41 protein-coding genes are annotated in these 25,282 nt (G+C 39.1%); 39 read left to right on the plus strand and 2 right to left on the minus strand.

Annotated elements, in window-relative coordinates:
• The first annotated feature begins 1 nt into the window (after position 1).
• The 38 genes from ACQKMD_RS13145 to ACQKMD_RS13330 all read left to right on the plus strand — a co-directional run bounded on the left by ACQKMD_RS13145 (position 2) and on the right by ACQKMD_RS13330 (position 22,686).
• Positions 2–1,318 carry a Na+/H+ antiporter family protein gene (locus ACQKMD_RS13145; protein ID WP_427752593.1) on the plus strand — a complete coding sequence of 439 codons (1,317 nt, stop codon included), beginning with the start codon at positions 2–4 and terminating at the stop codon, positions 1,316–1,318.
• A gap of 314 nt (positions 1,319–1,632) precedes the next feature.
• Entirely contained in the window at positions 1,633–1,941 is a 309-nt protein-coding gene (rpsJ, locus tag ACQKMD_RS13150; protein WP_004233624.1) for a 30S ribosomal protein S10, read from the plus strand.
• A gap of 47 nt (positions 1,942–1,988) precedes the next feature.
• Positions 1,989–2,618: a 50S ribosomal protein L3 gene (gene rplC / locus ACQKMD_RS13155; RefSeq protein WP_427752594.1), complete on the plus strand. Its 630-nt coding sequence runs from the start codon at positions 1,989–1,991 to the stop codon at positions 2,616–2,618.
• Positions 2,619–2,644: 26 nt separating this feature from the next.
• Positions 2,645–3,268: a 50S ribosomal protein L4 gene (gene rplD / locus ACQKMD_RS13160; protein ID WP_427752596.1), complete on the plus strand. Its 624-nt coding sequence runs from the start codon at positions 2,645–2,647 to the stop codon at positions 3,266–3,268.
• Positions 3,268–3,549, plus strand: a complete 282-nt coding sequence (gene rplW, locus ACQKMD_RS13165) for a 50S ribosomal protein L23 (RefSeq protein WP_427752597.1) — start codon at positions 3,268–3,270, stop codon at positions 3,547–3,549. The genes rplD and rplW overlap by 1 nt, the downstream gene beginning before the upstream one ends.
• Before the next feature lie 41 nt (positions 3,550–3,590).
• Positions 3,591–4,421 carry a 50S ribosomal protein L2 gene (gene rplB, locus ACQKMD_RS13170; RefSeq protein WP_427752599.1) on the plus strand — a complete coding sequence of 277 codons (831 nt, stop codon included), beginning with the start codon at positions 3,591–3,593 and terminating at the stop codon, positions 4,419–4,421.
• Between the two features lie 60 nt (positions 4,422–4,481).
• Positions 4,482–4,763: a 30S ribosomal protein S19 gene (gene rpsS, locus ACQKMD_RS13175; protein ID WP_038179075.1), complete on the plus strand. Its 282-nt coding sequence runs from the start codon at positions 4,482–4,484 to the stop codon at positions 4,761–4,763.
• Between the two features lie 21 nt (positions 4,764–4,784).
• Entirely contained in the window at positions 4,785–5,129 is a 345-nt protein-coding gene (rplV, locus tag ACQKMD_RS13180; RefSeq protein WP_038179077.1) for a 50S ribosomal protein L22, read from the plus strand.
• Between the two features lie 3 nt (positions 5,130–5,132).
• Positions 5,133–5,789 carry a 30S ribosomal protein S3 gene (rpsC, locus tag ACQKMD_RS13185; RefSeq protein WP_038179079.1) on the plus strand — a complete coding sequence of 219 codons (657 nt, stop codon included), beginning with the start codon at positions 5,133–5,135 and terminating at the stop codon, positions 5,787–5,789.
• Position 5,790: 1 nt separating this feature from the next.
• Complete coding sequence (rplP, locus tag ACQKMD_RS13190) at positions 5,791–6,225, plus strand: 50S ribosomal protein L16 (protein ID WP_427734157.1); 435 nt, start codon at positions 5,791–5,793, stop codon at positions 6,223–6,225.
• On the plus strand, positions 6,215–6,415 hold the full coding sequence (rpmC, locus tag ACQKMD_RS13195; RefSeq protein ID WP_038179082.1) for a 50S ribosomal protein L29: 201 nt from the start codon (positions 6,215–6,217) through the stop codon (positions 6,413–6,415). The genes rplP and rpmC overlap by 11 nt, the downstream gene beginning before the upstream one ends.
• Positions 6,416–6,432: 17 nt before the next feature.
• Positions 6,433–6,696: a 30S ribosomal protein S17 gene (gene rpsQ, locus ACQKMD_RS13200; protein WP_427752600.1), complete on the plus strand. Its 264-nt coding sequence runs from the start codon at positions 6,433–6,435 to the stop codon at positions 6,694–6,696.
• Positions 6,697–6,738: 42 nt separating this feature from the next.
• A complete protein-coding gene (gene rplN / locus ACQKMD_RS13205; RefSeq protein ID WP_038179086.1) occupies positions 6,739–7,107 on the plus strand; it encodes a 50S ribosomal protein L14 in 369 nt (122 codons plus the stop codon).
• Between the two features lie 36 nt (positions 7,108–7,143).
• The gene (rplX, locus tag ACQKMD_RS13210) at positions 7,144–7,455 is read left to right on the plus strand and encodes a 50S ribosomal protein L24 (RefSeq protein ID WP_427752601.1); all 312 of its coding nucleotides are present in this window, start codon (positions 7,144–7,146) and stop codon (positions 7,453–7,455) included.
• Between the two features lie 26 nt (positions 7,456–7,481).
• Positions 7,482–8,021 (plus strand): 50S ribosomal protein L5, encoded by a 540-nt coding sequence (rplE, locus tag ACQKMD_RS13215; RefSeq protein WP_427752602.1) that lies wholly within the window; start codon positions 7,482–7,484, stop codon positions 8,019–8,021.
• A gap of 21 nt (positions 8,022–8,042) precedes the next feature.
• Positions 8,043–8,228 carry a 30S ribosomal protein S14 gene (gene rpsN, locus ACQKMD_RS13220; protein ID WP_008406949.1) on the plus strand — a complete coding sequence of 62 codons (186 nt, stop codon included), beginning with the start codon at positions 8,043–8,045 and terminating at the stop codon, positions 8,226–8,228.
• Between the two features lie 29 nt (positions 8,229–8,257).
• Positions 8,258–8,656 (plus strand): 30S ribosomal protein S8, encoded by a 399-nt coding sequence (gene rpsH / locus ACQKMD_RS13225; RefSeq protein WP_038179093.1) that lies wholly within the window; start codon positions 8,258–8,260, stop codon positions 8,654–8,656.
• A 31-nt stretch (positions 8,657–8,687) separates the two neighbouring features.
• On the plus strand, positions 8,688–9,227 hold the full coding sequence (gene rplF, locus ACQKMD_RS13230; protein ID WP_427752603.1) for a 50S ribosomal protein L6: 540 nt from the start codon (positions 8,688–8,690) through the stop codon (positions 9,225–9,227).
• A gap of 33 nt (positions 9,228–9,260) precedes the next feature.
• Entirely contained in the window at positions 9,261–9,620 is a 360-nt protein-coding gene (gene rplR, locus ACQKMD_RS13235; RefSeq protein ID WP_427752604.1) for a 50S ribosomal protein L18, read from the plus strand.
• A 21-nt stretch (positions 9,621–9,641) separates the two neighbouring features.
• Positions 9,642–10,142 (plus strand): 30S ribosomal protein S5, encoded by a 501-nt coding sequence (gene rpsE, locus ACQKMD_RS13240; protein ID WP_038179099.1) that lies wholly within the window; start codon positions 9,642–9,644, stop codon positions 10,140–10,142.
• Positions 10,143–10,155: 13 nt separating this feature from the next.
• Positions 10,156–10,338, plus strand: a complete 183-nt coding sequence (gene rpmD / locus ACQKMD_RS13245) for a 50S ribosomal protein L30 (RefSeq protein WP_038179101.1) — start codon at positions 10,156–10,158, stop codon at positions 10,336–10,338.
• A gap of 33 nt (positions 10,339–10,371) precedes the next feature.
• Positions 10,372–10,812, plus strand: a complete 441-nt coding sequence (gene rplO / locus ACQKMD_RS13250; RefSeq protein WP_427752606.1) for a 50S ribosomal protein L15 — start codon at positions 10,372–10,374, stop codon at positions 10,810–10,812.
• Positions 10,812–12,098 carry a preprotein translocase subunit SecY gene (gene secY / locus ACQKMD_RS13255; RefSeq protein WP_427752607.1) on the plus strand — a complete coding sequence of 429 codons (1,287 nt, stop codon included), beginning with the start codon at positions 10,812–10,814 and terminating at the stop codon, positions 12,096–12,098. Before rplO ends, secY begins: the two co-directional genes overlap by 1 nt.
• 66 nt (positions 12,099–12,164) lie before the next feature.
• Positions 12,165–12,818: an adenylate kinase gene (locus tag ACQKMD_RS13260; protein ID WP_427752608.1), complete on the plus strand. Its 654-nt coding sequence runs from the start codon at positions 12,165–12,167 to the stop codon at positions 12,816–12,818.
• A gap of 457 nt (positions 12,819–13,275) precedes the next feature.
• Positions 13,276–13,494 (plus strand): translation initiation factor IF-1, encoded by a 219-nt coding sequence (infA, locus tag ACQKMD_RS13265; protein WP_038179110.1) that lies wholly within the window; start codon positions 13,276–13,278, stop codon positions 13,492–13,494.
• Positions 13,495–13,531: 37 nt separating this feature from the next.
• The gene (rpmJ, locus tag ACQKMD_RS13270) at positions 13,532–13,645 is read left to right on the plus strand and encodes a 50S ribosomal protein L36 (RefSeq protein WP_000868344.1); all 114 of its coding nucleotides are present in this window, start codon (positions 13,532–13,534) and stop codon (positions 13,643–13,645) included.
• Positions 13,646–13,668: 23 nt separating this feature from the next.
• The gene (gene rpsM, locus ACQKMD_RS13275) at positions 13,669–14,034 is read left to right on the plus strand and encodes a 30S ribosomal protein S13 (protein ID WP_038179120.1); all 366 of its coding nucleotides are present in this window, start codon (positions 13,669–13,671) and stop codon (positions 14,032–14,034) included.
• A gap of 25 nt (positions 14,035–14,059) precedes the next feature.
• On the plus strand, positions 14,060–14,449 hold the full coding sequence (rpsK, locus tag ACQKMD_RS13280) for a 30S ribosomal protein S11 (protein WP_053418552.1): 390 nt from the start codon (positions 14,060–14,062) through the stop codon (positions 14,447–14,449).
• A 140-nt stretch (positions 14,450–14,589) separates the two neighbouring features.
• Entirely contained in the window at positions 14,590–15,534 is a 945-nt protein-coding gene (locus tag ACQKMD_RS13285) for a DNA-directed RNA polymerase subunit alpha (RefSeq protein ID WP_038179123.1), read from the plus strand.
• A 54-nt stretch (positions 15,535–15,588) separates the two neighbouring features.
• The gene (gene rplQ, locus ACQKMD_RS13290) at positions 15,589–15,969 is read left to right on the plus strand and encodes a 50S ribosomal protein L17 (RefSeq protein WP_038179125.1); all 381 of its coding nucleotides are present in this window, start codon (positions 15,589–15,591) and stop codon (positions 15,967–15,969) included.
• A gap of 420 nt (positions 15,970–16,389) precedes the next feature.
• Positions 16,390–17,235 carry an energy-coupling factor ABC transporter ATP-binding protein gene (locus ACQKMD_RS13295; protein ID WP_427752609.1) on the plus strand — a complete coding sequence of 282 codons (846 nt, stop codon included), beginning with the start codon at positions 16,390–16,392 and terminating at the stop codon, positions 17,233–17,235.
• Positions 17,211–18,083 (plus strand): energy-coupling factor ABC transporter ATP-binding protein, encoded by an 873-nt coding sequence (locus ACQKMD_RS13300; RefSeq protein ID WP_427752610.1) that lies wholly within the window; start codon positions 17,211–17,213, stop codon positions 18,081–18,083. Before ACQKMD_RS13295 ends, ACQKMD_RS13300 begins: the two co-directional genes overlap by 25 nt.
• Complete coding sequence (locus tag ACQKMD_RS13305) at positions 18,080–18,877, plus strand: energy-coupling factor transporter transmembrane component T family protein (RefSeq protein WP_427752611.1); 798 nt, start codon at positions 18,080–18,082, stop codon at positions 18,875–18,877. The genes ACQKMD_RS13300 and ACQKMD_RS13305 overlap by 4 nt, the downstream gene beginning before the upstream one ends.
• Positions 18,878–18,899: 22 nt before the next feature.
• Complete coding sequence (gene truA / locus ACQKMD_RS13310) at positions 18,900–19,649, plus strand: tRNA pseudouridine(38-40) synthase TruA (protein WP_427752612.1); 750 nt, start codon at positions 18,900–18,902, stop codon at positions 19,647–19,649.
• Positions 19,650–19,821: 172 nt separating this feature from the next.
• On the plus strand, positions 19,822–20,259 hold the full coding sequence (gene rplM, locus ACQKMD_RS13315; RefSeq protein WP_427752613.1) for a 50S ribosomal protein L13: 438 nt from the start codon (positions 19,822–19,824) through the stop codon (positions 20,257–20,259).
• A 21-nt stretch (positions 20,260–20,280) separates the two neighbouring features.
• Complete coding sequence (gene rpsI / locus ACQKMD_RS13320; RefSeq protein ID WP_038179136.1) at positions 20,281–20,673, plus strand: 30S ribosomal protein S9; 393 nt, start codon at positions 20,281–20,283, stop codon at positions 20,671–20,673.
• A 158-nt stretch (positions 20,674–20,831) separates the two neighbouring features.
• Positions 20,832–21,545 carry an N-acetylmuramoyl-L-alanine amidase gene (locus tag ACQKMD_RS13325; RefSeq protein ID WP_427752614.1) on the plus strand — a complete coding sequence of 238 codons (714 nt, stop codon included), beginning with the start codon at positions 20,832–20,834 and terminating at the stop codon, positions 21,543–21,545.
• A 79-nt stretch (positions 21,546–21,624) separates the two neighbouring features.
• Complete coding sequence (locus tag ACQKMD_RS13330; protein ID WP_427752615.1) at positions 21,625–22,686, plus strand: P-loop NTPase; 1,062 nt, start codon at positions 21,625–21,627, stop codon at positions 22,684–22,686.
• A 58-nt stretch (positions 22,687–22,744) separates the two neighbouring features.
• On the opposite strand, the gene gerD is transcribed toward ACQKMD_RS13330, so the two are convergent.
• A complete protein-coding gene (gene gerD / locus ACQKMD_RS13335) occupies positions 22,745–23,350 on the minus strand; it encodes a spore germination lipoprotein GerD (RefSeq protein WP_427752616.1) in 606 nt (201 codons plus the stop codon).
• 150 nt (positions 23,351–23,500) lie between these two features.
• Here gerD and ACQKMD_RS13340 point away from each other — a divergent pair, with 150 nt between their 5' ends.
• Entirely contained in the window at positions 23,501–24,181 is a 681-nt protein-coding gene (locus ACQKMD_RS13340; RefSeq protein WP_427752617.1) for a KinB-signaling pathway activation protein, read from the plus strand.
• A gap of 149 nt (positions 24,182–24,330) precedes the next feature.
• Here ACQKMD_RS13340 and ACQKMD_RS13345 read toward each other — a convergent pair whose 3' ends face one another.
• Positions 24,331–24,984: a hypothetical protein gene (locus tag ACQKMD_RS13345; RefSeq protein WP_427752618.1), complete on the minus strand. Its 654-nt coding sequence runs from the start codon at positions 24,982–24,984 to the stop codon at positions 24,331–24,333.
• Between the last annotated feature and the right edge of the window lie 298 nt (positions 24,985–25,282).

Consider the following 25,282-nt stretch of genomic DNA (forward strand, 5'->3'; position numbering starts at 1 on the left):
TATGAATGCTGTGATTATAGCAATAGCTGTTATGTTGATATTAAGCTTATTACGTATAAATGTAGTACTTTCTCTTGTGTTAGGTGCATTTGCAGGGGGCCTAACAAGTGGTATGGGGATTACTAAAACCGTAGAGACGTTTACAGAAGGTCTAGGAGCAGGAGCAACGATTGCTTTAAGTTACGGGTTATTAGGTGGTTTTGCAATCGCCATTTCAAAAACAGGAATTCCAGAGTTAATGATTGCATCTATTTTAAAACTTCTAAATAAAAATGGTGAAAGTAATAGAAATGGGCTAGTGAAGGCTTTAATATTTCTTTTAATCTTTGCGATGGCTGTTTTTTCTCAAAACTTAATCCCAATTCATATAGCTTTTATACCGTTATTAATTCCACCAATTTTAAAAATATTAAATATGCTTGAAGTAGATCGCCGAATCATTGCTACGATTATTGCGGTAGGTTTAGTCGGTACATATAGTTTTGTACCAGCAGGATTCGGTTCTATTTTCCAAGAGATTATAGCAACTCAAGTAACAAAAGCTGGAATGAATGTATCAGTAAATGACGTTCCTATAGCAATGGCTATCCCGGTATTTGGTATGATTGTTGGTTTAGTTATCGCTTTTTTCTTTTATAGAAAACCACGACGTTATGAAGAAACAGATGTTAATACTGATTCTATTGAATTAAAGGTTAGTAAAAGAGTGATTTTCTCAACTATCTTGGCATTAATTGTTTCTCTATATACACAGATTACGACAGATTCTATGATTGTAGGTGCGTTTGCAGGTATTACGGCCATGTATGTAACTGGAGCATTAAAATGGAGAGAAGCGGATGAGGTCTTAACAGATGGTATGCGTATGATGTCATTTATCGGTTTCGTTATGATAGCAGCAAATGGATTTGCTGCTGTTATTAATGCAACAGGGGATATAGATACCTTAATTACCGGTTCTCTAAGTATTTTAGAGGGTAATGCTAGCCTAGCGGTATTTGTTATGCTAATCATCGGATTAATCGTAACAATGGGAATTGGCTCGTCATTTGCAACGATTCCTATCATCGCAACATTATTTGTACCATTATCTGTAGAACTAGGATTAAGTCCATTAGCGATTATGTGTCTGATTGGAACAGCGGGTGCTTTAGGGGATGCTGGATCACCTGCATCAGATTCGACTCTTGGACCAACAGCTGGGTTGAATGTTGATGGACAGCACAATCATATTTGGGATACATGTGTACCGACATTTATCTTCGTGAATATCCCACTAATAATCTTTGGTTGGATTGCTTGTGTATTCTTCTTATAATAGTAAAGATGTGATTCTTATTGAATTGCATCTTTTTTTATACCAAAATATTTGCAATTTAGAAGTTTATTTTATATACTTGGAATCTGCTGAAGAGCAAAATGTGAAGGTAACATAGAATAAATGTGACACTGAAAAGAGTTTAGCAAAAAGACTTGCTTATTCTTTTTTTTATGTGTATAATATCAAATGTTGGTCTTCGACTGCGATGAAGCGGGAGGTTGCCGACACACCCGGCCGCATTGCCATGGCGCGTGTGACGGAGAAATTTCCGTGGAGAATGTCTAGGAAATAGGCGAAAAGGAGGGAAAGTAATGGCAAAACAAAAAATCCGTATCCGTTTGAAAGCATATGATCACAGAATTCTTGATCAATCTGCTGAGAAAATTGTGGAAACTGCTAAACGTTCAGGTGCAAGTGTATCAGGTCCGATTCCACTTCCAACTGAAAAATCGGTGTACACAATTCTGCGTGCCGTTCATAAGTACAAAGATTCTCGTGAGCAATTCGAGATGCGTACTCATAAACGTCTGATCGATATCGTTAACCCAACACCACAAACTGTTGACGCGTTAATGAAACTTGATTTACCATCTGGCGTTGATATTGAAATCAAACTTTAATGGTAAAAATGAAAATAGAAAAACAATAATCACAGGAGGTGTGACAAATGACCAAAGGAATCTTAGGTAGAAAAATCGGTATGACGCAAGTTTTTGCTGAGAACGGTGATTTAATCCCTGTAACTGTAGTTGAAGCTACTCCAAACGTAGTTCTTCAAAAGAAATCAGTTGATACAGATGGCTACGAAGCAATCCAAATTGGTTTTGAAGATAAGCGCGAAAAGCTTTCTAATAAACCTGAAAAAGGACACGTAGCTAAAGCAAGCACTGCTCCTAAGCGCTTCATCCGCGAAATCCGCGATGTAAACTTAGCTGAGTACGAGGTTGGTCAAGAAGTCAAAGTTGAAATTTTCGCAGAAGGCGATGTAGTAGATGTAACAGGTGTTACTAAAGGTAAAGGTTTCCAAGGTGTTATTAAACGCCACGGACAATCTCGTGGTCCTATGGCCCACGGTTCTCGTTACCACCGTCGTCCTGGTTCAATGGGTCCAGTTGCTCCGAACCGCGTATTCAAACAAAAGAAATTACCTGGTCAAATGGGTGGCGGAGTTGTTACAATCCAAAATTTACAAATTGTAAAAGTTGACGTTGAACGCAACTTACTACTTATTAAAGGTAATGTTCCTGGTTCTCGTAAAGCATTAGTAACAGTGAAAGCTGCTATTAAAGCTAACTAACTTACCGAAGAAAGGAGGAAACAGGAATGACAAAAGTATCTTTGCTTAGTCAAACGGGTTCTTCTGTTGGTGAAATCGAATTAAACGATGCAATCTTCGGAATCGAACCAAACCAAAACGTGTTATTCGACGCAGTAATCGCTCAACGCGCTTCATTACGTCAAGGTAACCATAAAGTTAAAAACCGTTCTGAAGTTGCTGGTGGTGGTCGTAAACCATGGAAGCAAAAAGGAACAGGTCGTGCTCGTCAAGGTTCTATCCGCTCTCCACAATGGCGTGGTGGTGGTGTAGTATTCGGTCCAGTACCTCGTAGCTACAGCTACAAACTACCGAAAAAAGTTCGTCGTTTAGCACTTAAATCAGCTTTATCTGCTAAAGTATTAGAAACTAATTTCTTAGTACTAGACACTCTTAAACTAGACGCGCCAAAAACTAAAGATTTCGTAAAAGTTCTTAAAGATCTTTCAATCGAATCTAAAGCATTATTCGTAACTGCTAATTTAGATGAAAACGTAGCATTATCTGCTCGTAACATCCAAGGCGTTACTGTTGTACCAGCTGCTGGTATCAACGTACTTGATCTTTTAGGTCACGAAAAAGTAGTTTTCACTAAAGCTGCTGTAGAAAAAGTTGAGGAGGTGCTTGGTTAATGGAAGCACGTGATATTTTAAAACGTCCTGTCATTACTGAGCGTTCTTCAGAACTAATGGCAGAAAACAAATATACATTTGAAGTTGACACTCGTGCCAACAAAACTGAAGTTAAAGACGCTGTTGAAGCTATCTTTGGAGTTAAAGTTGAGAAAGTAAACATCATGAACTACAAAGGTAAATACAAACGCGTTGGTAAATTCGGTGGTTACACAAACAAACGCCGTAAAGCAATTGTTAAATTAGTTGCTGGCAACGAAATCGAATTATTCGAAATGTAATTTTCGTTCATAATTGAACAATAAAGAAGGAGGGAACTCAAATGGCGATTAAAAAGTATAAGCCTACCTCAAATGGTCGTCGTAACATGACGTCATCTGACTTTGCTGAAATCACAACTAACAAGCCTGAGAAATCATTGTTAGAACCGACTAAACGCAAAGCTGGTCGTAATAACCAAGGTAAAATCACTGTTCGTCATAATGGTGGTGGTCATAAACGCCAATACCGTGTCATCGATTTCAAACGTTTGAAAGATGGCATTCCAGGACGCGTTGCTACTATCGAATATGATCCAAACCGTTCTGCAAACATCGCATTAATTAATTATGCAGATGGTGAAAAACGCTACATCCTAGCACCTAAAGGTCTAGTTGTAGGAATGACAATTTTATCAGGTGCAGATGTTGATATTAAAGTAGGTAACGCGTTACCACTTGAAAATATCCCAATGGGTACTACAATCCATAACATCGAAATGAAACCTGGTAAAGGTGGACAATTAGTACGTTCTGCTGGTACATCAGCTCAAATCCTTGGTAAAGAGGGTAAATACGTAATAGTTCGTCTTCAATCTGGTGAAGTTCGTATGATCCTTGCTACTTGCCGCGCTACAATTGGTCAAGTTGGTAACGAACAACACGAATTAATCAACATCGGTAAAGCAGGTCGTACTCGTTGGTTAGGCAAACGCCCAACTGTACGTGGATCTGTAATGAACCCGAACGATCACCCACACGGTGGTGGTGAAGGACGTTCTCCAATCGGACGTAAATCACCAATGACTCCATGGGGTAAACCAGCTCTTGGTTACAAAACTCGTAACAAGAAAAATAAATCCGACAAACTTATCATTCGTCGTCGTAAAAAATAAAGTGATTAGACTGCGGTTCGTTGAAAGAACCGTAGTGGGATCACGGAGGGAGGCTCCAATATGGGTCGCAGCTTGAAAAAAGGACCTTTTGTCGATGACCACTTAATGAAAAAAGTGGAAGCACAAGAGGCTTCTGAGAAAAAACAAGTTATCAAGACTTGGTCTCGCCGTTCTACAATCTTCCCGAATTTTATCGGACTAACTATCGCTGTATATGATGGACGTAAACATGTTCCTGTATACGTGACTGAAGATATGGTAGGTCATAAACTAGGTGAGTTCGCACCAACACGCACATATAAAGGTCATGGTGCAGATGATAAGAAAACATCAGTACGCTAATATGAGGGGAGGTAAATCCTGATGCAAGAAGCTAAAGCTATTGCTCGCACAGTTCGCATTGCTCCTCGTAAAGTCCGCTTAGTGGTTGATTTAATCCGAGGCAAGCAAATTGGCGAAGCGGTTGCAATTTTACGTCACACTCCAAGAGCAGCGTCTCCTGTAGTTGAAAAAGTACTAAAATCTGCAGTTGCAAATGCTGAACATAACTATGATTTAGATGTAAATAACTTGGTTATTTCAGAAGTATTCGTTGATGAAGGTCCAACGTTAAAACGTTTCCGTCCACGCGCACAAGGACGTGCAAGCGCAATTAACAAACGTACAAGCCACATTACTCTAGTGGTATCTGAGAAGAAGGAGGGATAATACGTGGGTCAAAAAGTACATCCAATAGGATTACGTGTTGGTGTCATTCGTGATTGGGAATCTAGATGGTACGCTGAAAAAGAGTACGCTACTTTACTTCATGAAGACATTAAAGTACGTAAATACATTGAAACAAGCTTAAAAGAAGCTTCAGTTTCTAAAGTAGAAATCGAACGCGCTGCAAACCGTGTTAATATTACAATTCACACTGCGAAACCAGGTATGGTAATTGGTAAGGGCGGTACTGAAGTGGAATCACTTCGTAAAAACCTTGGCAAGATCACTGGTAAACGCGTTCACATCAATATTGTTGAAATCAAACGTGCAGATCTTGACGCTAAATTGGTAGCAGAAAACATTGCTCGCCAATTAGAAAACCGTGTATCATTCCGTCGTGCACAAAAACAAACTATTCAACGCACAATGCGTGCAGGCGCTAAAGGGATTAAAACTCAAGTATCTGGTCGTCTAGGCGGCGCTGATATCGCGCGTGCTGAACATTATAGTGAAGGAACTGTTCCGCTTCATACTCTTCGTGCTGACATTGATTATGCTCATGCAGAAGCTGACACTACTTATGGTAAATTAGGTGTTAAAGTATGGATTTACCGCGGTGAAGTCCTTCCAGTGAAGAAGAACTCTGAGGAAGGAGGCAAATAATATGTTATTGCCAAAACGCGTAAAATACCGTCGTGTACACCGCGGAAAAATGCGTGGAGAAGCGAAAGGCGGTAAAGAAATTGCATTCGGCGAATTCGGTTTACAAGCAACTGAAGCTAGCTGGATCACTAACCGTCAAATCGAATCTGCTCGTATCGCGATGACTCGTTACATGAAACGTGGCGGTAAAGTTTGGATTAAAATCTTCCCACATAAACCATATACGAAAAAGCCTCTAGAAGTTCGTATGGGTTCAGGTAAAGGTGCTCCTGAGGGATGGGTAGCAGTAGTTAAACCAGGAAAAATTATGTTCGAAATCGGAGGCGTTTCTGAGGAAATCTCTCGTGAAGCACTTCGTTTAGCATCTCATAAACTTCCTGTGAAATGTAAGATCGTTAAACGTGAAGAAATTGGTGGTGAATCTAATGAAAGCTAATGAAATCCGTGAACTTACAACAGCAGAGATCGAAACTAAAGTAAAATCACTGAAAGAAGAGCTTTTTAACCTTCGCTTCCAATTGGCGACTGGTCAATTAGAAAACACAGCTCGCATCCGCGAAGTACGCAAAGCAATTGCGCGTATGAAAACTGTGATTCGTGAAAGAGAAATCAGTGCAAATAACTGATAAAGGAGGTTTGCAGCATGACTGAGCGTAATCAACGCAAAGTTTACACTGGCCGTGTAGTTTCAGATAAAATGGATAAAACTATCTCAGTTTTAATCGAAACACACAAAAAGCACAAGCTTTATGGCAAACGTGTAAAATACTCTAAGAAATTCAAAGCGCATGATGAAAACAACGAAGCAAAAGTTGGAGATATCGTCCGCATTATGGAAACTCGTCCGCTATCAGCTACTAAACGTTTCCGTTTGATTGAAGTAGTAGAAAAAGCGGTTATTATCTAATTAAATTTCGGAACTAACAACGTCCGAAGGGAGGTAACCTAAGTGATCCAACAAGAAACCCGTTTAAAAGTTGCTGACAACTCAGGTGCGAAAGAAGTATTAACTATCAAAGTACTTGGTGGTTCTGGACGTAAAACAGCGAACATCGGCGATGTAATCGTATGTACTGTCAAGAAAGCAACACCAGGTGGCGTTGTCAAGAAGGGTGAAGTAGTAAAAGCTGTAATCGTTCGTACGAAAAGCGGCGTTCGTCGTAAAGACGGTACTTACATCAAATTCGATGAAAACGCATGTGTAATCATCAAAGATGACAAATCACCACGCGGAACTCGTATTTTCGGACCTGTAGCACGTGAACTACGTGACAACAGCTTCATGAAAATCGTATCTTTAGCTCCGGAAGTTCTTTAATTTTCATGAAAGTGCCAATCAAGGAGGTGCGACAGAATGCATGTTAAAAAAGGCGACAAGGTAAAGGTTATTTCAGGTAAAGAAAAAGGCAAAACAGGTATCATTCTTGCTGCTTTCCCTAAAAATGATCGTGTACTAGTTGAAGGTGTAAACATCGTCAAAAAACACGTGAAACCTAACCAAGTTAACCCACAAGGTGGAATTGTCAGCCAAGAGGCAGCAATTCACGTTTCGAACGTAATGCTAATCGATCCAAAATCTGGCGAGCCGACTCGCGTAGGTTATAAAATCGAAGATGGCAAAAAAGTTCGTGTAGCAAAAAAATCAGGTGCTGTAATCGATAAATAAGTTATAGAGAAGGGAGGTACAAACACATGAGCCGCCTAAAAGAAAAATTTGTAAACGAAGTTTCACCTGCTCTTATGAGCAAGTTTGAATATACATCAGTTATGCAAGTTCCTAAAGTTGACAAAATCGTTATTAACATGGGTGTTGGTGACGCAGTTCAAAACTCTAAAGTTCTTGACTCAGCTGTTGAAGAATTAGCATTAATCACAGGTCAAAAACCTGTTGTAACTAAAGCTAAAAAATCTATCGCAGGTTTCCGTCTTCGTGAAGGAATGCCAATCGGTGCGAAAGTTACATTACGCGGTGAGCGTATGTATGACTTCTTGGATAAACTAATCGCTGTTTCTCTTCCACGTGTACGTGACTTCCGTGGTGTTTCTAAAAAAGCATTTGACGGTCGCGGTAACTATACTCTTGGTGTTAAAGAGCAATTAATCTTCCCAGAAATCGACTACGATAAAGTTTCTAAAGTACGCGGTATGGATATCGTTATCGTAACTACTGCGAACTCTGATGAAGAAGCTCGCGAGTTACTAACTCAATTCGGTATGCCGTTCCAAAAGTAATAAAACAAGGAGGGCGAAAACGTGGCTAAAAAATCAATGATCGTTAAACAACAACGCACGCAAAAGTTTAAAGTGCAAGAATACACTCGTTGTGAACGCTGTGGGCGTCCACACTCTGTATACCGCAAATTTAAACTTTGCCGTATTTGTTTCCGAGAACTTGCATATAAGGGACAAATTCCTGGCGTGAAAAAAGCCAGCTGGTAATCCCCTAATTTGGGAAGGAGGTAAATGTAATGACAATGACAGATCCGATTGCAGATATGCTTACACGCATTCGTAATGCTAACATGGTCCGTCACGAGAAATTAGAGGTTCCGGCTTCTAACATCAAAAAAGAGATCGCTGAAATTCTTAAGCGTGAAGGTTTTGTACGTGACGTTGAGTATGTAGAAGATGACAAACAAGGTATCATCCGTATCTTCTTAAAATATGGCCAAGAAAACGAACGTGTTATTACAGGATTAAAACGTATTTCTAAACCAGGTTTACGCGTTTATGCGAAAACTAATGAAGTACCTAAAGTGTTGAACGGACTAGGAATCGCTTTAGTTTCAACTTCAAATGGTTTATTAACTGATAAAGAAGCTCGCGCTAAACAAGTTGGCGGAGAAATCTTAGCTTACGTTTGGTAATTAGCAACAAAAGAATGGAGGTGCAACATTAATGTCTCGCGTAGGTAAAAAACCAATCGAGGTACCTGCAACAGTAACTGTAACTATCGCTGCTGATAACACTGTAACTGTTAAAGGACCAAAAGGTGAACTTGTTCGCTCTTTTAACAAAGATATGAAAATTGAACAAGAAGGTAACGTGATCACAGTATCTCGTCCTTCTGAATCAAAAGACCACCGTACTAACCATGGTACAACTCGTGCTCTTTTAGCAAACATGATTACTGGTGTTTCTGAAGGATTTGAACGTGCACTTGAATTAGTTGGTGTAGGTTACCGTGCTCAATTACAAGGAACTAAACTTGTATTGAACGTAGGTTACTCACACCCAGTTGAGTTCACACCTGAAGAAGGAGTAACTATTGAAGTTCCTTCAAACACTAAAGTTATCATTAAAGGGATTAGCAAAGAACGTGTTGGAGCTCTTGCTTCAAACATCCGTCAAGTGCGTCCGCCAGAGCCTTATAAAGGCAAAGGGATCCGTTATGAAGGCGAATTCGTTCGTCGTAAAGAAGGTAAAACAGGTAAATAATGCTGCTTAAAGCATTAGAAAGGAGTGACCTCTGTGATTACGAAACAAGATAAAAATCAAGTTCGTAAAAAACGTCATGCGCGCGTGCGTTCTAAAATTACTGGTACTGCTGAATGTCCACGTTTAAACGTATTCCGTTCAAACAAACACATTTACGCACAAATTATCGATGATTCTAAAGGCCTAACACTAGTAAGTGCTTCAACTATGGATAAAGAGTTTGAAGGAACTGCTGGTAACTTAGAAGCTGCTACAAAAATCGGTGAAATTATCGCTAAAGGCGCTGCGGAAAAAAACATCAAAGCTGTTGTATTTGACCGTGGTGGTTACTTATATCATGGACGTGTGAAAGCTTTAGCTGAAGCTGCACGTGCTAATGGTTTAGAATTTTAATAAGAAGGAGGTACACATTTCATGAGTCGCATTGACGCAAACAAACTAGAACTTGAAGAACGCGTTGTTACGATCAACCGCGTTGCTAAGGTTGTTAAAGGTGGACGTCGTTTCCGCTTCACTGCACTAGTAGTGGTTGGAGACCGTAACGGCCATGTTGGTTTCGGTACAGGTAAAGCTCAGGAAGTACCTGATGCAATTCGCAAAGCAGTAGAAGATGCGAAGAAAAACTTGATCGAAGTTCCACGTGTTGGTGGTACAACACCACACTTAATCATGGGCCGCTTCGGTGCAGGTAACATCATGATTAAACCTGCTGCTCCTGGTACAGGAGTTATCGCTGGTGGACCAGTTCGTGCTGTATTAGAACTTGCTGGTATCACTGATATTCTTTCAAAATCACTTGGTTCAAATACGCCAATTAACATGGTTCGCGCTACTGTTAGAGGTTTATCTGAACTTAAACATGCTGAAGAAGTTGCAAAACTTCGCGGTAAATCAGTAGAAGAACTATTAGGTTAAGGGGGGAAATAATATGTCAACTAAATTACAAATTACCCTTACTAAAAGTTTAATCGGTACTAAACCTGCTCAACGTAAAACAATCGAAGCGCTTGGCTTACGTAAAGTAAATCATACTGTTGAACATCCAGATAACGTGGCTGTTCGCGGTGCGATCACGAAAGTAGCACACTTAGTTACTGTTACAGAGATTTAATTCAAAAATCAATAACAAGGAGGTGCCACCCAAATGAAACTTCATGAGTTAGAACCAGCTTTAGGTTCACGTAAAGAGCGTAACCGCGTAGGTCGTGGTATCGGTTCTGGTAACGGTAAAACTTCTGGTAGAGGTCATAAAGGTCAAAAAGCTCGTTCTGGCGGCGGCGTTCGTCCAGGATTTGAAGGCGGTCAAAACCCATTGTTCCGTCGTTTACCTAAACGTGGATTTACGAACATTAATCGTAAAGAATACGCTATCGTAAACCTTGACGCTTTAAATCGTTTTGAAGACGGCACAGAAGTAACACCAGCTTTATTAATCGAAACTGGTGTTGTGAGCAACGAGAAAGCTGGAATCAAAGTTCTTGGTAATGGAACTGTTGAGAAAAAGCTTACTGTTAAAGCTCATAAATTCTCAGCTTCTGCTAAAGAAGCAATTGAGAATGCCGGCGGACAAATCGAGGTGATTTAATGTTTCAAACAATCTCTAACTTTATGCGCGTGAGAGATATTAGAAATAAAATCATTTTCACTCTTTTGATGTTGGTCGTATTCCGTCTTGGTACGTTTATACCGGTACCAAACGTCGACGCTAATGTATTAAAAGCCTCTGATCAAAATAGTTTAGTTGGTTTCTTAAATACATTTGGTGGAGGAGCTTTGAAAAACTTCTCGATTTTTGCTATGGGTATAATGCCTTACATTACGGCTTCAATTATAGTTCAGCTATTGCAAATGGATGTTGTCCAAAAGTTCACTGAGTGGTCAAAACAAGGTGAAGTTGGTCGACGTAAAATCGCTCAATTTACACGTTACTTCGCAATTATCCTTGCATTTATTCAATCAATCGCAATGTCTTACGGTTTCAACCGTATGTATGGCGGTTCATTGATTAAAGACGAGGGTGTTATGACGTACTTAACAATTGCGATTGTGTTAACTGCTGGTACTGCATTTTTACTTTGGTTAGGTGAGCAAATTACTGAAAAAGGTGTCGGAAATGGTATTTCCATTATCATCTTCGCAGGTATCGTAGCTGCATTGCCAAACAGTGTGAATCAAATTTATGCTTCGCAATTCGAGAATGCGGGAGAGCAATTGTTCATCCGTATTATCGTGATGGCTCTTATTGTATTGGCCGCTCTTGTTATTGTAGTAGGTGTTATTTACGTTCAACAAGCTTTGCGTAAAATTCCTATTCAATATGCAAAACGTGCTGGTGCTCAAAGAGGTGCACAACAATCTCATTTACCATTGAAAGTAAATGCAGCTGGGGTTATCCCAGTAATCTTCGCTGTTGCGTTTATCGTAACGCCTAGAACAATTGCGACTTTCTTTGGAGATAATAAAGCAACTCGGTTCATTGAAACAACGTTTAATTATTCTCAACCAGTTGGGATGATGATTTATGTATCGTTAATTGTAGCGTTTGCATATTTCTATGCGTTCGTTCAAGTGAATCCTGAAAAAGTTGCAGATAACCTGAAGAAACAGGGTGCCTATATTCCGGGTATTCGCCCAGGTAAAAGTACTCAAGATTATCTAACAACTGTTTTATATCGCTTAACGTTTGTAGGTGCGATCTTCTTGTCGCTTGTTGCGATCCTTCCGATCATTTTCATTAATGTTGCGAAGCTTCCAGAATCGGCACAAATTGGCGGTACTAGTTTACTAATCGTTGTCGGTGTTGCACTGGAAACGATGAAACAATTAGAATCACAACTTGTGAAGCGTCACTACAAAGGTTTCATGAAATAATGTTGGTTTTTAGGGACGGTTTTCGTTCCTTAAACCTTCACAATAACTTGAGGGGGCTCTCTCTGTATGAATATCGTTTTGATGGGTTTGCCTGGTGCTGGTAAAGGCACTCAAGCAGATAAAATTGTTGAGAAGTACGCAATCCCTCATATTTCTACAGGCGATATGTTCCGTGCAGCTATTAAAGGTGGTACGGAATTAGGTCTTTTAGCGAAATCGTTTATTGATAAAGGTGCTCTTGTACCTGATGAAGTGACGATTGGTATCGTTCGCGAACGCTTAAGCCAACCTGATTGTGATCAAGGCTTCCTACTAGATGGTTTCCCACGTACTATTGAACAAGCTGATTCATTAGATAATATTTTATCTGATTTAGGTAAGAAGATAGAGTATGTAGTAAATATTCAAGTAGAACAAGAAGAATTGATTAAACGTTTAACAGGTCGTCGTATCTGTAAAGTATGTGGCTCTGCTTATCACTTAGTGTTTAATCCTCCAAAAGAGGAAGGCATTTGTGATAAAGACGGAGGAGAACTTTATCAAAGAGCAGACGATAATCCAGAAACGGTTACTAACCGTCTGGAAATAAATATCAAACAAACACAACCTTTACTTGATTTTTATCAAGCTAAAGATGTATTAACAAATATCAACGGACAGCAAGATATCTCTGATGTATTTGCTGACGTAGATGCTCTATTACAGGGCAGCCGCAACTAATACCCGAATCCCGGGTGCAGATAACTGCCTCCGCGGGGAGTATGCGGTAGCAACGGAAATGTATTTTCGAGAGCTGCAAAAGCATATTGTGCCCGGTCTATGCACTGATGAATTAGATGTATCGGTATATGGGATACCCTTTGTCCTTGATGCAATCCTAGTTCTGAAAGGGTATAATGGGTTTCGTGGAAGCATCTATGTAAACGGGTATGGAAGGATCTTATCCAAGGCAATTCCGGATGGGCGTGTTGACATGAGGGAAACAGGGTTCAAACGGGGAGTCAATTCCATGGGTTGTAAGAAGCGAAACCTGATGAGCGTCTTTCGAACATCTCTCATACAATCCAAACATATGTTGAGACGAGTCGCTTCTTTCATGAAAGAAACACACTTGAAGCAAATTCCGTTTGATTTGAAGATGGGAACCTGAATTGCATATAGAAGGGAGACAGGGTCGATGGCGAAAGACGATGTAATTGAAATCGAAGGCACAGTTGTTGAGACTTTGCCAAACGCGATGTTTAAGGTAGAATTAGAAAATGGTCATACAGTTCTTGCTCATGTATCGGGCAAAATTCGTATGCACTTTATTCGCATCTTGCCTGGAGATAAAGTAACAATTGAGTTATCTCCATATGACTTAACTCGCGGTCGTATCACATACCGTTTTAAATAATCTTTTGCACTCCGGACCACTAAGGAGGTTAGGTTAGATGAAAGTGAGACCATCTGTGAAACCGATCTGCGAAAAATGTAAAGTTATTCGCCGACGCGGTAAAGTAATGGTAATCTGTGAAAATCCTAAACACAAACAAAAACAAGGTTAATTTGAAGGAGGTGCACAACGTATATGGCACGTATTGCTGGTGTTGACATTCCTCGCGACAAACGCGTTGTAATTTCATTAACTTACATTTACGGAGTAGGTAACACTACTGCTAAGCAGGTTCTTGCTGGTGCAGGTGTTTCTGAAAGTACTCGAGTTCGCGATCTTACTGAAGACGAACTTAACAAAATCCGTGAACAATTAGACACATATAAATTAGAAGGTGATCTTCGTCGTGAGATCTCTCTAAACATCAAACGTTTGATGGAAATCGGATCTTTCCGTGGTATCCGTCACCGTCGCGGTTTACCTGTTCGCGGTCAAAATACGAAGAACAATGCGCGTACGCGTAAAGGTCCTCGTAAAACTGTAGCGAACAAGAAAAAATAATCGGTAAAGGAGGTTTCTTCTTAACATGGCACGTAAACAACAATCTCGTAAACGTCGTGTGAAAAAGAATATCGAATCTGGTATTGCTCACATCCGTTCTACATTTAATAATACAATTGTAACCATCACTGACATGCAAGGTAACGCTGTTTCTTGGTCAAGTGCAGGTGCTCTAGGATTCCGTGGTTCTCGTAAATCAACTCCTTTTGCTGCACAAATGGCTGCTGAAACTGCTGCTAAAACATCAATCGAGCATGGTTTAAAAACTTTAGAAGTAACTGTTAAGGGTCCTGGTGCAGGTCGTGAAGCTGCTATTCGTGCACTTCAAGCTGCAGGTTTAGACGTTACAGCAATTAAAGATGTAACTCCAGTTCCACATAACGGTTGCCGCCCACCAAAACGTCGTCGTGTATAATTGATGAATCTCAATCTATTGATTGAGAATCTCATTTCTTGTACAAACTGAATTGTGCAAACACATGATTGATTAGACATTCGATTTTATGTAGGAAATAAAAATCATACATTCGATGTTTTGAAGGAGGGTAAATTTGAATGATCGAAATTGAAAAACCAAAGATTGAAACCGTTGAGATCAGCGATGATGCCAAATACGGCAAGTTTGTTGTAGAACCACTTGAACGTGGATATGGAAACACTTTGGGAAATTCTTTACGTCGTATCCTTCTGTCTTCTTTACCAGGAGCTGCTGTTACTTCAATCCAAATTGACGGCGTACTACACGAATTCTCTACTATTGAGGGCGTTGTAGAAGATGTTGCATCAATTATTTTGAACATTAAAAAGCTAGCTTTAAAAATCTATTCTGATGAAGAAAAAGTCATTGAAATAGATTTCAAAGGTGACGGAGTAGTAACTGCTGCGGATATCACGCATGACAGTGACGTTGAAGTGTTAAACCCAGATCTATATATTGCAACTATTGCTAAAAATGGTCATCTTCGTATGCGTATGTATGCGCAACGTGGACGTGGTTACACTCCTGCTGATCAAAACAAACGCGAGGATCTTCCAATTGGCGTGATCCCGATCGACTCTATTTACACTCCAGTTTCACGCGTCAACTTCCAAGTAGAAAATACTCGTGTTGGACAATCGTCTGATTTCGATAAACTTTCTCTTGATGTATGGACAGATGGTAGCATCGGTCCTAAAGAGGCGATTTCGCTCGGAGCAAAAATATTAACCGAGCACTTAAATATCTTCGTTGGTTTAACAGACGAGGCACAAACTGCTGAAATCATGGTTGAAAAAGAAGAAGACCAAAAAGAAAAAGTCTTAGAGATGACTATCGAAGAGCTTGATCTTTCGGTTCGTTCTTACAACTGTTTAAAACGAGCAGGTATCAACACTGTTCTTGAACTTGCTAACAAGTCTGAGGACGACATGATGAAAGTTCGTAACCTAGGACGTAAATCATTAGAAGAAGTAAAAGCGAAGTTAGAAGAGCTTGGTTTAGGGTTACGCGAAGAAGACTAAGCGAACTTTTATATAAAAGACTGATCAGTTATTGAACAAAGGAGGGAAACATCCATGGGTTACAGAAAACTTGGACGTACAAGTTCTCAACGTAAAGCGATGTTACGCGATTTAGCGACTGACTTAATCATCAATGAGCGCATTGAAACAACAGAAACTCGTGCTAAAGAATTACGTTCGGTTGTTGAGAAAATGATTACTTTAGGCAAACGCGGAGACTTGCATGCTCGTCGTCAAGCAGCTACATTTATTCGTCGTGAATTAGCTACTACAACTGACGCTGAAGGCAATGAATCAACAGTTTACGCTTTGCAAAAATTGTTCGATGATGTAGCACCACGCTACGCTGAACGCCAAGGCGGTTATACACGCATTATGAAAATGGGACCTCGCCGCGGTGACGGTGCGCCTGTAGTTGTGATTGAACTAGTTTAATCATACGATGTGGAGGAGGGTGTTTGGTTCATAGCTATTTGAACTGCACCCTCTTTTTTTAAAAATTAGAATTAAGATTTATACGACAAATTTAAAAGCAGAGTGTTATGATGAGCGGACATAGTGCCGTCTCGTTTAGCTCTACGCACCTCATTCACTCTTAAAGTCTGAGCAACTTTAAGAACGGAGATACGAAACAAAGCGCATTTCTCTGAATGGGGTGCGCGCTTTTTTATTTAAATTGGAAGAGCACTTGCTCCTGTCCACTAAATATTGGTAATGAAAAGAATCGACTTTCGCCATATTGAGCAAAAGTCGTATTTTTCTAATATAGAATCTTTTCAGCTAGTATTAATACATAAAACAGTGTAAGTTAGAGAGAACAGCAGAGCGAAGTTGAGCGAGAGGAGTTTAGAGCAAATGGATGAAATCTTATCACTGGATCACATAACATTTACATATTCCCCGGACGAACCGGATACTAAGAACGCGGTTGAAGACGTATCTTTTACTGTCCAAGAAGGCGAATGGATAGCAATCGTTGGCCATAACGGATCTGGCAAATCAACTATCGCACGCCTTATGAACGGCTTATTGTTTCCACAAGAAGGAACGATTAAGGTTATGAATGAGTCATTAACAGAAGAAAACCTATGGGATATAAGATCTCAAATGGGTATGGTGTTTCAAAACCCTGATAATCAGTTTGTAGGAGCGACAGTGCAGGATGATGTAGCATTCGCACTTGAGAATAATGGAATACCATATAAAGAAATGGTCGAACGTGTACATGAAGCACTGAAACAGGTAAAAATGGATCAGTTTTTAAATCATGAGCCACAGCACTTATCAGGTGGGCAAAAGCAACGTGTAGCAATTGCAGGTGCTCTTGCATTAAAACCGAGATTATTGATTTTGGATGAAGCGACATCAATGTTAGACCCTCAAGGTCGTGCTGAAGTACTTGCTACTGTACAAGCATTACGTGAGGAGACCGGATTAACTGTCCTATCAATTACGCATGATTTAGAAGAAGCTATTTTAGCTGACCGTATGTTATTTATGAATGGTGGCAAGAAATTTGCTGAAGGAACACCATCTGAAATTTTCGCTTTAGGCGACCAATTAGTAGAGCTTGGTTTAGATCTACCATTTGCTATGAAGCTAACGAAGCTTTTGAACGAAAATGGTGTAAAGCTTTTAGGCGAGCACATGACAGAAGAAGAGCTGGTGAATGACTTATGGAAATCCAACTTCAAAAAGTAAGTTATGCTTATGCACAAGGGACGCCTTTTGAAAAAAGAGCGTTATTTGATGTTGAATTGGCTATTCCTTCAGGTAGCTATCAAGCAATTATAGGTCATACGGGTTCAGGGAAGTCTACGATTTTACAACATCTAAATGCACTTTTAAAACCTACAGAAGGTACTATACAAATCGGGGACAGAACTATTACAGCTGGTAAAAAGGCGAAGGATTTAAAATCGGTTCGTCAAAAAGTAGGGATTGTATTTCAATTTCCCGAACATCAGTTATTTGAAGAAACGGTTTTAAAAGATATTATTTTTGGTCCTATGAATTTTGGTGTCTCTGAAGAAGAAGCGATAAAACGTGCGCAGCAACTAATCGAGCTCGTAGGGTTATCACATACGGTACTTGATAAGTCCCCCTTTGATTTATCGGGTGGTCAAATGCGACGTGTTGCTATTGCAGGGGTGCTCGCTATGGAACCAGAAGTAATTGTCCTTGATGAGCCGACAGCTGGACTTGATCCGCGAGGTCGTAAAGAAATTATGAATTTATTCCTACAACTACACAAGGAAAAGAATTTAACGACAATTCTTGTGACACATAGTATGGAAGATGCGGCACGGTATGCAGATCGAATTGCGATTATGCATGAAGGCAAATGCGTATTAACAGGGAGTCCGGAAGAAATCTTCGGAAATGCTGAGCAATTGGCGAAGTATCGATTAGAGCCGCCGCGTATTGTACGCTTTCAGAGAGCGTTAGAAGAGAAGATGGGCCGTAAGTTACCAATACTTTGTCTAACGGAAGAAGAGCTTGCTTCTGCGATTGCGGTAGCTGTTAGAGAGGAGCGTGCGGGTCAATGATGGAGAAAATGATTTTTGGCCGCTTTATGCCAGGGGAATCCTTCGTTCATAAATTAGATCCCCGCTCGAAACTTTTATTTGTGTTCTCATTTATCATTATCGTATTTTTAGCGAACAACCCTGTGACATATGCAGCTCTGCTTGTCTTTACATTACTTGTTATTTTTGTTTCAAGGATTAAATTATACTTTTTAATAAATGGCTTGAAGCCGGTTATTATCTTAATGGCATTTACATTCTTACTTCATATTTTCTTTACTAAAGAAGGCAATTTACTTTATCATTGGAAGTTTATCAGTATATATGAAGAAGGTTTGAAACAAGGTATTTTCATTTCTATTAGATTTTTAGTATTAGTATTTATGACATCAATTTTGACGCTAACAACTTCACCTATTTCGATTACAGATGGTTTAGAAGTGCTTTTAAATCCATTCAAAAAATTAAAATTGCCTGTGCATGAGTTAGCACTAATGATGTCAATATCACTTCGTTTCATTCCAACATTAATGGATGAAACTGATAAAATTATGAAGGCACAAATGGCGCGCGGATCGGATCTTAGTACTGGACCAATCAAAGAACGCGTAAAAGCTGTTGTACCACTGCTAGTACCACTCTTCGTTAGCGCATTTAAACGTGCTGAGGATTTGGCGACGGCAATGGAAGTACGTGGTTATCGTGGCGGAGAAGGCCGCACACGCTATCGCCAATTGAAGTGGGATAGTAAGGATATATTAGCGATTCTGTTACTTGTAGCCATGACAGCATTATTAATAACCCTTCGTAGTTAATGAATGAGGAGATTGCATAACGATGAAAAGAAGAATGAAAGCTACAATCACATATGATGGAACGAATTTCTCTGGTTACCAAGTGCAACCGGAGAAACGTACTGTGCAAGAAGAGCTTCAAAAAGTGCTTACCGTCATGCATAAAAATGAGATTGTCCAGGTGACAGCGAGTGGAAGAACAGATGCTAAAGTGCATGCAACTGGCCAAGTTATCCATTTTGACACTACACTGTCCATTCCTCTTGATCGTTATGCACAAGCAATAAACGTTCAATTACCGAGAGACATCCGAATTGTTCAAATAGAAGAGGTGTCTGATGACTTTCACGCAAGGTTTAGCGTACATGGTAAGCGTTATCGCTATATTTGGTCTTGTGAAGCCATACAGAGCCCTTTTAGACGTTTTTATGCGACACCTACCAATGGTGTAAAGCCAAATGTTATGGCAATGCAAGAAGCAGCACAGTATATTCTAGGGACACATGATTTTTCATGTTTTTGTGCAGCCAATACAAGCGTGAAAGATAAAGTGCGTACTGTTGCAAAGTTGGACTTTGAATGGCATGGTGAGGAATTGCATATGACAATTGAAGGAAATGGCTTTTTGTATAATATGGTGCGAATTATTGCAGGTACTTTATGGGAAGTCGGAATTGGTAAACGCCAAGCTGATGAGCTCACCTCAATTATTGCTTCAATGAATCGAGGGAATGCCGGTAAAACGGCGCCACCACACGGATTGTACTTAGAATTTGTGTTCTATAGCGACTGAAGCAACATCTCCAGGTGTTTTTGGTTAAGCCCTTGACAAAAGTTGTTATTCGTTATATTATGACATATGGTATTTTCATTACCCCACTCGATAAGCCCCGAATCTTATAGTGTTGTGGATAAAGAAAACAATTGGAACAGAAAATAGAAACAAATAGTAGGAGGATACTAACATGCGTACAACATTCATGGCTAAAGGTCACGAAGTAGAGCGTAAATGGTTAGTAGTTGATGCAGAAGGCAAAACTCTTGGTCGTTTAGCTTCTGAAGTAGCTGCTATCTTACGCGGTAAACATAAAGCAATTTTCACACCAAACGTTGACACTGGGGATCACGTAATCCTTATCAACGCTGGTAAAATCGAATTAACAGGTAAAAAATTACAAGATAAAATTTATTACCGTCACACTCAATATGCAGGTGGTTTAAAAACTCGTACTGCAGGTGAAATGAAAGAAAAATATCCAAAACAAATGCTAGAATTAGCTATCAAAGGGATGCTTCCTAAAAACTCTTTAGGTCGTCAAATGTTCACTAAACTTCACGTATACGCTGGAGCAGAACACCCACACGCAGCACAAAAACCAGAAGCATATGAGCTTCGCGGATAATTATTAGAGGAGGAAATACCCTTGGCACAAGTTCAATATATCGGCACAGGTCGTCGTAAAAGTTCTGTAGCTCGCGTACGTTTAGTACCAGGCGAAGGAAATATCGTTATTAACAATCGCGACGTTGAAAACTACGTCCCATTCGCTGCTTTACGCGAAATTATTAAACAACCATTAGTAGCAACTGAAACAGTTGGAAGCTACGACATTCACGTTAACGTGAATGGTGGTGGATACACAGGTCAAGCTGGCGCAATCCGTCATGGTATTGCACGTGCTTTACTAACAGTTGATCCTGATTTCCGTCCAGCACTTAAATCAGCAGGTCTACTTACTCGTGACCCACGTATGAAAGAACGTAAGAAGCCAGGTCTTCGCGGCGCTCGTCGTGCACCTCAATTCTCAAAACGTTAATCATTCGTTTATGCGAATTCAAACCGTCCCATTTTTATGGGGCGGTTTTTTGTTTTAAATTATAAAGTATTAGTATAAATGATTTTATATAAGCTAATCATTAGGACATATCGTCCAAGCATATAGCATATAATAATGCAAAAGGGCGGTGTCGTTATTTGAAGCGGTGGCTTATTTTAGGGACAATTTTACTTTGTTGTATACTATTTGTTGTATATGGAGTAAAAGCATCAGATCGAGGGTTTTTCATTTCAGAAACACTTGGCGGAGTGAAAATAGTAGTAGATGCTGGACATGGTGGGATTGATGGCGGTGCATCTACAGCGGATATTATTGAAAAAGATATCACACTTGCCATTTCACAAAAGGTAGAGCAGAAGCTAAAGAAAAAAGGTGCGACGGTATTTATGACGCGTACTAAAAATGATGATGTTATTGCAGAGCATGCTTCTGATCAAACTTATAACACATTAAGAGAGCGTAAAAAAGAAGATATTTTCTTAAGAGAGAGACTTGTAGCTGAACAAAAACCAGATCTCTTTATAAGTATCCATGCAAATGCAATTCCGGAAACGAAATGGAGAGGTGCTCAGGTATTCTATCATCAAAATGGACATCCTGGCGGTGAGTTTTTGGCAAAAGAAATTCAATCCTCTATACGAGAGAATTTGAAGAATACAAAACGAGAAGCATTGTCTATTAAGCAAGTGTATTTATTGAAAAAAGCAACGATGCCTTCTGCGCTAATAGAGACAGGCTTTATAAGCAATCCAGAAGAACGAAAATTACTTACATCACCGAAATACCAAGATCAAATGGCAGATGCAATTGTCCAAGGGATTGAGCAATATTTTGAGATCAATATTGAATAAAGCAACTCTTAGACCTAATTCATACCCTTTGTGATATACTAAAATTCGAAAAAAGATATTTACTAGAGGAGTGTCTATTGTGATTAATGAACAACAAGTCCGTGAATTAGTCGGAGAACTAAAAGATCCTTTTTTACATAAAACATTAGCAGAAACAAACGGTATTACGAATGTATCAATAAAAGAAGAAAAAAATCATGTAAGTGTGAAAGTAGCAATTGCTAAAACTGGTACACCAGAACAAATGCAATTACAAATGCAAGTTGTAGATGCTTTGAAAAATAATGGAGTAGAAACAGTAGGTATTCGATTTGAAGAACTTCCGCAAGAAATTTTAGAGCAATTCCGTGGTACAGCTACAAGAGCGGAGGCACAAGATGTATTATCTCCACTTAGTAATGTAAAATTCATTTCAATAGCTTCAGGTAAAGGCGGCGTAGGTAAATCAACAGTATCTGTTAACCTTGCTGTAGCTCTTGCGCGTCTTGGCAAAAAGGTCGGCCTAATTGATGCTGATATCTATGGCTTTAGTGTACCTGATATGATGGGTGTACAAACAATGCCAGTGGTAGAAGAAAATCGTATTATTCCTGTTGATCGTTTAGGTGTAAAAATGATTTCTATGGGCTTCTTTGTTGAAGATAACGCACCAGTGGTATGGCGCGGACCAATGCTTGGGAAAGTGTTAGACCAATTCTTCCGCGACGTAGAATGGGGCGAGCTTGACTATTTACTATTGGATTTACCTCCGGGTACAGGGGATATTGCGCTTGATATTCACCAAATGCTACCTGAATCAAATGAAATCGTTGTAACAACGCCGCACCCGACTGCTGCATTCGTAGCAGCTCGTGCAGGCGCAATGGCAATTAAAACAGATCATAACATCCTTGGTGTTATTGAAAATATGTCTTGGTTCCAATCAAAAGTATCTGGCGAACGTGAATTTGTTTTCGGCGAAGGCGGCGGTCCTAAATTGGCCGAAGAACTTCGTACAGAATTACTTGGTCAAATTCCTTTAGGTCAACCTGATTGGAATGACGTGGATTTCGCACCATCTGTTTATGCAAAAAATCATGCTACAGGTCAAATTTATCTTGATATCGCACGCAACGTAATAGGAAAGCTAGAAGAGAAGTAATCATAAAAAGAGGCGGGTACCTTTTACAAGGCACTCGCTTCTTTTTGTATGTTGGTTATTATTGCCCTTCTTTCTTTTTCCCACCACCGGACTCGTCGTTACTCTTGCCACTCTTGGATTTCTCTTCACCACCAGCTGTTTCACCAGCAGATTGTATAAGTTTCAACCATTTTTCTTGTAGAAGCGGGCTTTCAATCGTTTCAGCAATAATTTTTTCTAGGTTTTCTTTCGAATTTGCTGATTTTAAAATCTTTTCAAGTTGTTTTTGCATATCAGGCTGACCAAAAAATTGCTCAAGGTCTTTTTGGAATGAAGCGTCTTTAATTAAGTCCTTCATAACGTCCTTTTGTTCTTTTTTTATGCTTTTTGCAAACGTTTCACGGAATTTCGGATCTTCAAACTGCTTTTTCCAATAATCTTCAGCTTTTTTGGATAGTAATGTTTCTTCGATTGCCTTTTTTACCTCTTCGTTTTCTAATATAAGTAAATCCCGGAAGCTGTTATCTTCAAGAAGCTGTCGTATTGCCTTTTTGCCATCTTCAGATTGCAGTGCATCGAGCATAATTTTTTTTACTTCATCATAGGACTGCGTATTTTGTTGGTTAGCAGAACAACCAGCCAAGAAAACAATGAAGCAAAATGAAAAGATGATCCTTTTGGCCATTTTAATTCCTCACTTTCTCCATATTGCTTTCAATTATTGTTCACATTTAACGAAGTAATATGTATTGATTTGCAGGAGAAATAGATTTTTTACGCATTCGTTGTTAGAATGAAACAAGAAATTGTTTTTATAAACGGAGGACTTTTAGTCGTGACGATACGAAATTGGTTTAAATTTTTCTTAAATGCAATGTTAATCGGTGGTTCCATTACGGGAGTTTTTAGTTTATTCATTAGGTGGAATGACTTTTATGCCGTACATTTTTCGAATGGGGAATGGGCAGAGTTATTTTCAGGAATTATTTGGTTTGTTATTTTAGGTTTTACAATGAGTGTTATTGCACAAATGGGATTCTTTGCATATTTAACTGTGCACCAAATTGGAGTGAACATTTTCCGTTCCTTAACATTATGGAATTGGGTACAAATGCTGATTATTGTTGTCACGTTAATTGATTTAGTATTGTTCCGCTTCAAACCATACGCTCATACTGCACAAGATTGGTTATTGTATATTATTCTATTGCTTGTCTTACTTACGGGTTCCATAGCGACTGCTATACAAAAGACAAAATTAACGAAGAAACATGTTCTTATTCCTTCATTATTTTTTATGATAGTAGTAACTACACTGGAATGGTTAATCGCGTTATGGGTGCGCACGGATGGTGGAGATGAATATGTAACGTTATTACTATTCCCTCTATTAGCGGTTAACGCTTTTCAATTGCTAATTTTGCCGAAATATAATGCGAAATCTGATGAAGATCGATTGAAATTAGAAGAACGCCGTAAAGCACGTCGATTAGCTGAAGCATCAAAAGTAAAGTAACAAGTAAAGTGATGTCCTTATATATATGGACATCACTTTTTTGATTAAACATTATTATTCGAAACGCTAATATGCTTTGTATTTTTAATTAATGAATAAATCGCGGAAAGTTAATAATTATCCCTGTCCTAGGAATGATAACAACTCTCTTAAGGGAATTTCTTATCTTTCACATCGTAGCCGAAGATTGTCTTTTCCAAAGTAGAGAAATCATATTTAGCTCGTAATGCATCGATTTTTTTAAAACTTATACGTAGTTCTTGATGCATAGGAGCAGTAATAATATCTCCTTTGACAAGTATGGGGAGTTTATCCTTTGACCATACTTTAGAAGATCCAAGCATATTAATTTGTTCTTGCCATAAATGTTGACGCATATCACTAGGGAATAGTTGGTCCTTTGTTCTAAACCATAAAGGCTTTACACCAAAATGTTTCTCATAAATAGTGATTTCTTCCCCTAAGGCCTGTAGATTACTTTCATAATATGCACTTTCTTTTCCTAATAATCCAGTAGGTATCTTTTTTTCTTTAAGTAATTGTACAATCGCAGGGGAACGATTTATCCAATCCTTATCTAATAGTAATAGCGGATATGGGGGAGACAAAGTTTTTACCCATTGCTCCAGTTCTTGATCTCCGAAAGAAACATCAATTGTTAATGTTTGACCATAAGTTCCTTTTGCGATAATATCTGGCCCATCAGTTACGTTAAAAACTTCTAAAAGTTTCTCTTTTGTAGGTATAAATAATAAAAAAACAACCAAAATAAAACTACTAATAATGATAGTTTTCCGCATCATATCAACGCTCCCACTCATTTTTTATTAACACTAAAAAAATCCCCTATTACTTTTTTATGATAATGTGTTGACAATAATGCAAAAAGGATGATAAGATATGGAAGTCGTCAAAACAGCACGACAAAATGAACCTTGAAAACTGAACATGCAAGACGTTAATCAATAAATGTTTTAAACATCAACTTTGTTGGTGGATTAAAACGAAAAATAGATATCATCTTCGGATGATACGCTAGCAAAGCTAATGAGCTTTCAAACTACTTTTATGGAGAGTTTGATCCTGGCTCAGGACGAACGC

It is taken from the genome of Viridibacillus sp. NPDC096237, assembly GCF_050278625.1.
Classification (GTDB): domain Bacteria; phylum Bacillota; class Bacilli; order Bacillales_A; family Planococcaceae; genus Viridibacillus.

Excerpts from the sequence above, each read along its gene's own strand:
- rplM (WP_427752613.1), top strand. The coding sequence starts at position 19,822 with ATGCGTACAACATTCATGGCTAAAGGTCACGAAGTAGAGCGTAAATGG.
- rpsK (WP_053418552.1), top strand. The coding sequence starts at position 14,060 with ATGGCACGTAAACAACAATCTCGTAAACGTCGTGTGAAAAAGAATATC.
- rplW (WP_427752597.1), top strand. The coding sequence starts at position 3,268 with ATGGAAGCACGTGATATTTTAAAACGTCCTGTCATTACTGAGCGTTCT.
- rpmC (WP_038179082.1), top strand. The coding sequence starts at position 6,215 with ATGAAAGCTAATGAAATCCGTGAACTTACAACAGCAGAGATCGAAACT.
- ACQKMD_RS13285 (WP_038179123.1), top strand. The coding sequence starts at position 14,590 with ATGATCGAAATTGAAAAACCAAAGATTGAAACCGTTGAGATCAGCGAT.
- ACQKMD_RS13295 (WP_427752609.1), top strand. The coding sequence starts at position 16,390 with ATGGATGAAATCTTATCACTGGATCACATAACATTTACATATTCCCCG.
- rplO (WP_427752606.1), top strand. The coding sequence starts at position 10,372 with ATGAAACTTCATGAGTTAGAACCAGCTTTAGGTTCACGTAAAGAGCGT.
- secY (WP_427752607.1), top strand. The coding sequence starts at position 10,812 with ATGTTTCAAACAATCTCTAACTTTATGCGCGTGAGAGATATTAGAAAT.
- rplC (WP_427752594.1), top strand. The coding sequence starts at position 1,989 with ATGACCAAAGGAATCTTAGGTAGAAAAATCGGTATGACGCAAGTTTTT.
- ACQKMD_RS13260 (WP_427752608.1), top strand. The coding sequence starts at position 12,165 with ATGAATATCGTTTTGATGGGTTTGCCTGGTGCTGGTAAAGGCACTCAA.
- rplB (WP_427752599.1), top strand. The coding sequence starts at position 3,591 with ATGGCGATTAAAAAGTATAAGCCTACCTCAAATGGTCGTCGTAACATG.
- ACQKMD_RS13345 (WP_427752618.1), bottom strand. The coding sequence starts at position 24,984 with ATGATGCGGAAAACTATCATTATTAGTAGTTTTATTTTGGTTGTTTTT.
- rplE (WP_427752602.1), top strand. The coding sequence starts at position 7,482 with ATGAGCCGCCTAAAAGAAAAATTTGTAAACGAAGTTTCACCTGCTCTT.
- rpsJ (WP_004233624.1), top strand. The coding sequence starts at position 1,633 with ATGGCAAAACAAAAAATCCGTATCCGTTTGAAAGCATATGATCACAGA.
- rpsM (WP_038179120.1), top strand. The coding sequence starts at position 13,669 with ATGGCACGTATTGCTGGTGTTGACATTCCTCGCGACAAACGCGTTGTA.
- rpsS (WP_038179075.1), top strand. The coding sequence starts at position 4,482 with ATGGGTCGCAGCTTGAAAAAAGGACCTTTTGTCGATGACCACTTAATG.
- rpsE (WP_038179099.1), top strand. The coding sequence starts at position 9,642 with ATGAGTCGCATTGACGCAAACAAACTAGAACTTGAAGAACGCGTTGTT.
- ACQKMD_RS13145 (WP_427752593.1), top strand. The coding sequence starts at position 2 with ATGAATGCTGTGATTATAGCAATAGCTGTTATGTTGATATTAAGCTTA.
- ACQKMD_RS13305 (WP_427752611.1), top strand. The coding sequence starts at position 18,080 with ATGATGGAGAAAATGATTTTTGGCCGCTTTATGCCAGGGGAATCCTTC.
- rplF (WP_427752603.1), top strand. The coding sequence starts at position 8,688 with ATGTCTCGCGTAGGTAAAAAACCAATCGAGGTACCTGCAACAGTAACT.
- gerD (WP_427752616.1), bottom strand. The coding sequence starts at position 23,350 with ATGGCCAAAAGGATCATCTTTTCATTTTGCTTCATTGTTTTCTTGGCT.
- rplV (WP_038179077.1), top strand. The coding sequence starts at position 4,785 with ATGCAAGAAGCTAAAGCTATTGCTCGCACAGTTCGCATTGCTCCTCGT.
- rpmD (WP_038179101.1), top strand. The coding sequence starts at position 10,156 with ATGTCAACTAAATTACAAATTACCCTTACTAAAAGTTTAATCGGTACT.
- rpsQ (WP_427752600.1), top strand. The coding sequence starts at position 6,433 with ATGACTGAGCGTAATCAACGCAAAGTTTACACTGGCCGTGTAGTTTCA.
- rplP (WP_427734157.1), top strand. The coding sequence starts at position 5,791 with ATGTTATTGCCAAAACGCGTAAAATACCGTCGTGTACACCGCGGAAAA.
- infA (WP_038179110.1), top strand. The coding sequence starts at position 13,276 with ATGGCGAAAGACGATGTAATTGAAATCGAAGGCACAGTTGTTGAGACT.
- ACQKMD_RS13300 (WP_427752610.1), top strand. The coding sequence starts at position 17,211 with ATGGAAATCCAACTTCAAAAAGTAAGTTATGCTTATGCACAAGGGACG.
- rplD (WP_427752596.1), top strand. The coding sequence starts at position 2,645 with ATGACAAAAGTATCTTTGCTTAGTCAAACGGGTTCTTCTGTTGGTGAA.
- rplQ (WP_038179125.1), top strand. The coding sequence starts at position 15,589 with ATGGGTTACAGAAAACTTGGACGTACAAGTTCTCAACGTAAAGCGATG.
- rpsH (WP_038179093.1), top strand. The coding sequence starts at position 8,258 with ATGACAATGACAGATCCGATTGCAGATATGCTTACACGCATTCGTAAT.
- rplX (WP_427752601.1), top strand. The coding sequence starts at position 7,144 with ATGCATGTTAAAAAAGGCGACAAGGTAAAGGTTATTTCAGGTAAAGAA.
- truA (WP_427752612.1), top strand. The coding sequence starts at position 18,900 with ATGAAAAGAAGAATGAAAGCTACAATCACATATGATGGAACGAATTTC.
- rpmJ (WP_000868344.1), top strand. The coding sequence starts at position 13,532 with ATGAAAGTGAGACCATCTGTGAAACCGATCTGCGAAAAATGTAAAGTT.